This is a genomic window from Microcoleus sp. D3_18_C2 (assembly GCF_036702395.1).
Classification (GTDB): domain Bacteria; phylum Cyanobacteriota; class Cyanobacteriia; order Cyanobacteriales; family Microcoleaceae; genus Microcoleus.
In genome coordinates this window covers 1-5524 of record NZ_JAUBTG010000115.1, presented here as the reverse complement: position 1 = coordinate 5524, position 5524 = coordinate 1, and the positions used below count along the sequence as shown (strand labels likewise).

General features: G+C 47.6%; 4 protein-coding genes. 2 read left to right on the top strand and 2 right to left on the bottom strand.

All coding sequences use genetic code 11. The features are described 5' to 3' along the window. Nucleotides 1–140 precede the first annotated feature (140 nt). Nucleotides 141–1883, top strand: a complete 1743-nt coding sequence (locus QUA88_RS29085; RefSeq protein ID WP_333058400.1) for a CapA family protein — start codon at nucleotides 141–143, stop codon at nucleotides 1881–1883. Between the two features lie 330 nt (nucleotides 1884–2213). Here QUA88_RS29085 and QUA88_RS29080 read toward each other — a convergent pair whose 3' ends face one another. Together QUA88_RS29080 and QUA88_RS29075 are read right to left on the bottom strand one after the other, a co-directional pair. Further along, complete coding sequence (locus QUA88_RS29080; protein ID WP_333234309.1) at nucleotides 2214–3305, bottom strand: PfkB family carbohydrate kinase; 1092 nt, start codon at nucleotides 3303–3305, stop codon at nucleotides 2214–2216. A gap of 286 nt (nucleotides 3306–3591) precedes the next feature. After that, a complete protein-coding gene (locus QUA88_RS29075; RefSeq protein ID WP_333058397.1) occupies nucleotides 3592–4143 on the bottom strand; it encodes a response regulator in 552 nt (183 codons plus the stop codon). A 198-nt stretch (nucleotides 4144–4341) separates the two neighbouring features. Here QUA88_RS29075 and QUA88_RS29070 point away from each other — a divergent pair, with 198 nt between their 5' ends. Continuing rightward, nucleotides 4342–5328, top strand: coding sequence for a lipoyl synthase (locus QUA88_RS29070; protein WP_333058396.1), 987 nt, complete (start codon nucleotides 4342–4344; stop codon nucleotides 5326–5328). Nucleotides 5329–5524 lie beyond the last annotated feature (196 nt).

Sequence of the window (5524 nt, the reverse complement as noted above, 5' to 3'; positions counted from 1 at the left end):
GGACGCCCATCCCACTTTCAAGAGTGGAAGTTATTTAATTCTCATTCCTTACTTAAGTTAAATCAATCGGTATTTAATGCTGTGCAGCCAAATTTGATATAAGATCGAGCTAAATTTCTAGTGTGAGAGTAGAGGCGTTTGTGAGCCAACAAGATATTTTAAATTTAGCAAAAGAAGGCGATGCCAGGGCGATCGCATTTCTGATCGGCCAAGCACTCCAAAGCTTCGGCGTCACGGCTAAAGCCAGCCGGGAAAACGACACCCTGCACCTGCTGCTGGAAGCAGAACATTTGCCCGCAGAAGAAGCCTGTCTCCGAGTCGCAGTCAAAGGGTTGCAGCGGCTGCAACCAAATAACCTTTACTCAGTGACAGTTTACGGGCGGCGCGACGGCCAGCAATTGCCCGCTTGGACTCAGACGGTAGAATTAAAAAAACGCTTGACTGCCGCACCCGTGAGTCCGTTAGTTGCCGTGAATGCCGCAGTAGCTGCGAGTGCAGCAGTAGCCGCTAGTGTAGCAGCTTCTCCCATTCCTGTGACTTTGCCCAAGCTAGAAAAAACTCAAAATGTCACAACGGCGCCCACTCAAATACCAGAAAAATCTCCGCCCCAACCCTCTAAAATCCCAACTCCAAAACCCCCAAACCAAAGGCAGCAAAAGCCATCACCCCAGCCAGAATTAGCAGGCACTAAAACTAAAAAATCTGGGCTGTCAGTCGGTGCTCTGAGTCTAATTCTCGTACCGATATCCGGCTTTGTGCTGGCTTCTCAACTTTACAAATCCTCACCCACCGCTACTAATAACCCTCTAACGTCAAAGCCTGCGGTACAAGAAGTGAGCTCGACACCCGCAGCCAAACCCCTTCCAGCTCCAAAACCGCCCTCCCCTGCCGCCACAAAACCTGCCATTGTGCCCGCCACAGTCAGCATCAAAGCAGTTGGTGACATGATCCCCGGCACAAATTATCCCTACAACAAACTGCCGGCAAAAAAAGAGATGTTATTAGAGTCGGTAAAACCGTACCTCAAAGGAGCTGATATTCTGTTTGGCAATTTTGAAAGCACGATGACCGATCATCCTTACAGTTCCAAAGCAGGCGGCGGACGAATGCTGTTTGCCTTTCGGACGCCTCCGAGTTATGCCAAAATTTTCAAAGATGTTGGTTTTGATATTTTGAATATTGCCAACAATCACTCTTACGATTTTCACGAGAAAGGATTTAATGACACGATTAAAAACATCGACAGCAACGGCATGAAGGCTGTTGGCAAAAGAGATCAAATTGTTTATAAAAATGTCAAGGGCGTGAATTTTGCCTTTATCGGTTTCAGCAACTACGGCGACGTTCACAATTCCTTGCTGGAACTCAAAGCGGGAGCAGAAGTTGTCAAAAAAGCCAAGCAAAACGCTGATATTGTAGTGATATCAGTTCATGCTGGAGCGGAAGGAACGGGAGCTCTGAATGTGAGAAATAAAACTGAGTTCTTTTACGGAGAAAACCGGGGAAATATGGTTTTGTTTTCGCGGACGATGATTGATGCGGGAGCCGATTTGATTTTGGGACATGGCCCGCACGTCCCGCGAGCGATGGAACTTTATAAAGGGAAATTGATTGCTTATTCCCTGGGAAATTTTTTGGGTTATCGCACTTTGTCCACAGCAGGAACACTCGGTCAATCTCTAATTTTGGATGTGAAAATGACTCCGAAAGGGGATTTTGTTTCTGGTAAGATTATCCCCGTCCAACTTGACGGGCGAGGTGTTCCGGCTGTTGATAACAAATTTAGGACTGTGGGTTTGATTAACCGTTTGACAAAGAGCGATTTTCCCAATAGCGGTTTGATAATTGATGACAAGGGGCAAATTTTGAAAAAAAGTAAGTAGTCGTTAGTGATTAGTCATTAGTCAGTAGTAATATCATGTCCGGTCAATTAACCATGATTCCTGTAGGGGCGGGTTCGCCAAGATATTGAATAGAAACGGGAAAATCTGTAAACCCGCCCCGGCCTTTAATCGCTGGTTCCCATGCTCTGCCTGGGAACCGATATCTAGAGGCTCAGCCTCGAAAAGCGATGGGAAAATTGGAGGCTGAGCCTCCGGATCTGCGTTACCAGGAAGAGCCTGGGAACAAGTAAATTGGAGGCTGAGCCTCCGGATCTGCGTTACCAGGAAGAGCCTGGGAACAAGTAATAATCAATCACCCATTACAACTGATTAGTGATCGATCATCGTTTTCAAAGCTTCTTTCATTTCGTCTGCAGTCGTCGTTGCTGTACCGAATTGACGGACGACAATACTAGCAGCCAAATTGCCCAAAACTGCCGCTTCCCAACCGGATGCACCGACGCACAAAGCTAAAGTCATTGCTGCTACAACTGTATCTCCAGCACCGGTTACGTCGAATACATCAGTCTTGTTAAAAGGGGGAATGTCCCAACTTTGAATGGCAAATTCCCCCTTTTCACAAATGGATGTTGGAGGGGGTGAATTTTTGATTTCTTCGCCGATCGCCCTTTCAAACAAACTCATCCCTTCTTCACCGCGAGTAATCAGGATTTTTTGAGCTTGAGTTAAGTTCAATAAATCGCGTCCTGCTTGCATTAAAGTTTGAGGGTTTTTGATAGCATATCCGACGGCTTGCTCGGCTTCTGGCAAGTTCGGAGTAAACAGCATTGCTCCAGAATATCGCTGCAAATTTATTTGAGCGTCTACAATTGTTTTGCCGGGAACCACTGCCGATTCGATCGCCAAATTCGTCCAAACTCCGTCGCCGTAGTCGGAACAAACCACGGCATCTACTGTCGGTATTTGCTGCCGGATGTAGTCTGCCAGTTGCAACTGCAAATCTAAATCCGGCAACTCGTCCGATTTGCGATCGACTCGTACAATTTGCTGAGTCACCGACTGCCGCGCGTGCCCGGAAATTCGAGTTTTGGTGACAGTTGGACGCTGCGAATCGATTAAAATCCCACCCGTATCAATTCCCGCCGCCTCAAAAATACCGCACAAAGCCTTTCCCTGGTCGTCTTTTCCCACCAAACCAGCAACTTTTACTTTGCCTCCCAGTTTGGCTAAATTATAGACAGCATTTGCGCCACCTCCGGGTACTTGCTGAGTATTTTCGTAGCGCAAAATCAACACAGGTGCTTCGCGGGAAATTCGCTCTACTTGTCCGGTAAGAAACTCGTCCAAGGTCAAATCTCCGATCGCTAATACCTGCGCTCGATCGAAGCAGTCTAATCTTTTCAATAATTGCTCTGTTGAGGCACGCAGTTGAGGCAAAAAATCGGAATAGTCGTTAGTCATTAACCAAAAAAATGAGACTGAGGAGTTGATAATTGAGTGTGGAACGAGCGGGAATTAAAAATCCTAATATAATTTAATAATTAATTTCCTCCCTTATTTTATTTTTAACTTTTAATTGATTTTCTCACTGGGATTTTGAGAAACCAGTTGCAGGCTATTGGCGATCGCACTCGCTCAAACAATTTGGCAAAAAAATGCGGATAAAATCGCAGCCTTTGAGACTCAACTGAAAGTTTCACGGTGTGGAAGTTTCCTTCTACATAAGTGCCTTCAAAAAACAGCAGAATTATTTCAATTTCTGCTTGATGATCGTAATCACCTGAGTCATTTGTTTTTTGAGTGCATCAATTTCCGCTTGCATTTTCGCCATTTTCACAGTCATCGCCTGAATTTCGGCGGCGCCCGCTCCAGAAGTGGCTGCAGCGGGGGCTGCTGGGGCTTCCGGCACTGGTTTCTTTTTGGCCAGTACCATGGCCGATTTGATCGCCTCGGTTAGCTGCTTCTTTTCAAACGGTTTGGCGATGAATGCAAAAAAATGCTTCTCAAAGGGTTTCGGAATTTTTTCCATCACCTCTTCTTCGCGGCCCGACATGATCACCAAAGGTATCTTAGAAAGCTCAGGATGGGCTTGCACTTTTTGATACACTTCCCAACCGCTGACTTTGGGCAGTAGGAAATCTAACATAATTAGATTGGGCCGGGCTTGACGGATCAGTTTGAGTCCCTCTTCGCCGTCTTTTGCTTCTAGAACTTCAAAGTTACCCTGCGGCAACATCTCTCGGACTCGGACGCGGATGACTTTACTGTCATCGATTACCAAGATTTTTTGACCAGCCACGACTGACTCCTTCAGTAATGAATGAGTGATGATTTGCAACCTTCAGTATATCCCTAACAGAATTCTACCCATAATTCTGGGCGAGTTTAGTTTTGTTGCATTTCGGCGCGATTCGGATTTCGGGTGATACTCCTACAAGTTCAGGGGCTTTGATTTCGGATACGATCGAAGGAATTAACTCAATCACCACTTAATTTTATGTCGCCCCAAACTCCTAAAACTCCTACTGTCAAAGCAGTTGCCGCTCAAATGCGGGGTGAAATCGAGGCGATGCCGGAGTGGTTGCGTAGGCCCGTTGGCAAAGCTAGCGAAATTTCCCAAGTGCAAAAAATTATCAAACAGCGGCAAATTCACACGATTTGTGAGGAGGGGAGATGCCCCAACCGGGGCGAGTGCTACGCCCAAAAAACGGCGACTTTTTTGTTGATGGGGCCCATTTGCACCCGCGCTTGTGCTTTTTGTCAAGTAGATAAAGGTCATTCTCCGATGCCCCTAGACCCGGAGGAACCGCAAAAGGTGGCCGAGGCTGTGCAGTTGTTGGGTTTGCGCTATGCGGTGCTGACTTCGGTGGCGAGGGATGATTTGCCGGATGGGGGTGCGGGTTGGTTTGCCAGGACGATCGCCCAAATCCGCCTTCTGAACCCGCATACTGAAGTTGAGGTACTGACGCCGGATTTTTGGGGGGGAACAGGTAGGGGCGGTGCCCCCGTGCCCGCCCTCCCCGTGCCCGCCGAGGGGGAGAATTGCGGTCTCGATGAGTTGCAGCGACAGCGGATTCGCACGGTGGTGGAGGCTAAACCGGCTTGTTACAACCACAATATTGAGACGGTGCGGCGGTTGCAAGGGCCAGTGCGGAGGGGGGCGAAGTACGATCGCTCGATCGACGTTCTGCGTATTGTCAAGCAATATGACCCAACTATTCCCACCAAATCCGGTTTGATGTTGGGGCACGGGGAAACCGAAGCCGAGATAGTCGAAGCGATGATTGATTTGCGGGACGCCAAGTGCGATCGGCTCACTCTCGGTCAATACATGAGACCATCTCTAGAGCACCTCCCAGTGCGTAAATACTGGACGCCAGCCGAATTTGACCGTTTTGGGTCGATCGCGCGGGAGATGGGGTTTGAGCGCGTGCGATCGGGGCCTCTCGTCCGCAGTTCCTACCACGCCGGAGAAAACGATTGAAACTAATTTGAATTCAACTCGGTATAAACTTGTTACCAAGAAATTGGGTATAAAGCCCCGTCCTTCTAGGACGGCTTTAATTAATTATCAACTTTTGTTAAGTGTTTTCTTGAACTTTCTTGCATTGTGTTCATTGTAGAGTACAATAACTAGACTACAGGTTGAATAACCGCCGATACACATGAGACACCACGCT

Bases quoted from the DNA above. Each gene is read 5' to 3' on its own strand.
- QUA88_RS29070 (WP_333058396.1), top strand. From the start codon at position 4,342: ATGTCGCCCCAAACTCCTAAAACTCCTACTGTCAAAGCAGTTGCCGCT.
- QUA88_RS29080 (WP_333234309.1), bottom strand. From the start codon at position 3,305: ATGACTAACGACTATTCCGATTTTTTGCCTCAACTGCGTGCCTCAACA.